This window comes from Vibrio sp. 1727 (assembly GCF_033344415.1).
Lineage (GTDB): Bacteria > Pseudomonadota > Gammaproteobacteria > Enterobacterales > Vibrionaceae > Vibrio > Vibrio alginolyticus.
Window position 1 is genome coordinate 1 of the sequence record NZ_JAWPOT010000614.1, and the last position, 534, is coordinate 534.

The window sequence follows — 534 nt, forward strand, 5'->3', positions numbered from 1 at the left end:
TCAAATTGATCTGTATTATGGTTGTTTCTCAATTCGTTACACAAACTTTGACGAAGGCTGACCAAACGTTGTTGCATTTCGCTCAACTCTTGCTTCCAGACAGAAGTCAGGTTCGCATCTTGCAGAATGGTTTTCACTAAAGCAGCACCATGATCGGGTGGCATCGTATATGTAGAGCGCGCCAACGTTAACAATTTGCCTTTCGCGTTAGTGATGTCTTGCGTGTTCTTACCCACAACAATAGCAGCACCAGTACGTTCGCGGTACAAGCCAAAGTTTTTAGAACAAGAAGTTGTAATCAACATCTCTTCGACATTATCCGCCATGTAACGAAGACCTTTTGCGTCAGCTTCTAAGCCGTCACCAAAACCTTGATACGCGATATCAACAAATGGCGTAAAACCGTTCTTTTGAGAAAGTTCTGTAATAGCTTGCCATGCGGAAAAGTCGATGTCTGCGCCTGTTGGGTTGTGACAACAACCATGCAGTAGAACCACATCTGTCGGCCCTGCTTTAGCAAGATCATCCAGCATT

Annotated in this window: 1 protein-coding gene; it reads right to left on the minus strand. The window is 44.4% G+C overall.

The window, feature by feature from the left end; genetic code table 11:
• The coding region (locus R8O10_RS27220; RefSeq protein WP_318192231.1) for an aminotransferase class I/II-fold pyridoxal phosphate-dependent enzyme at positions 1–534 on the minus strand (534 nt) is incomplete at both ends.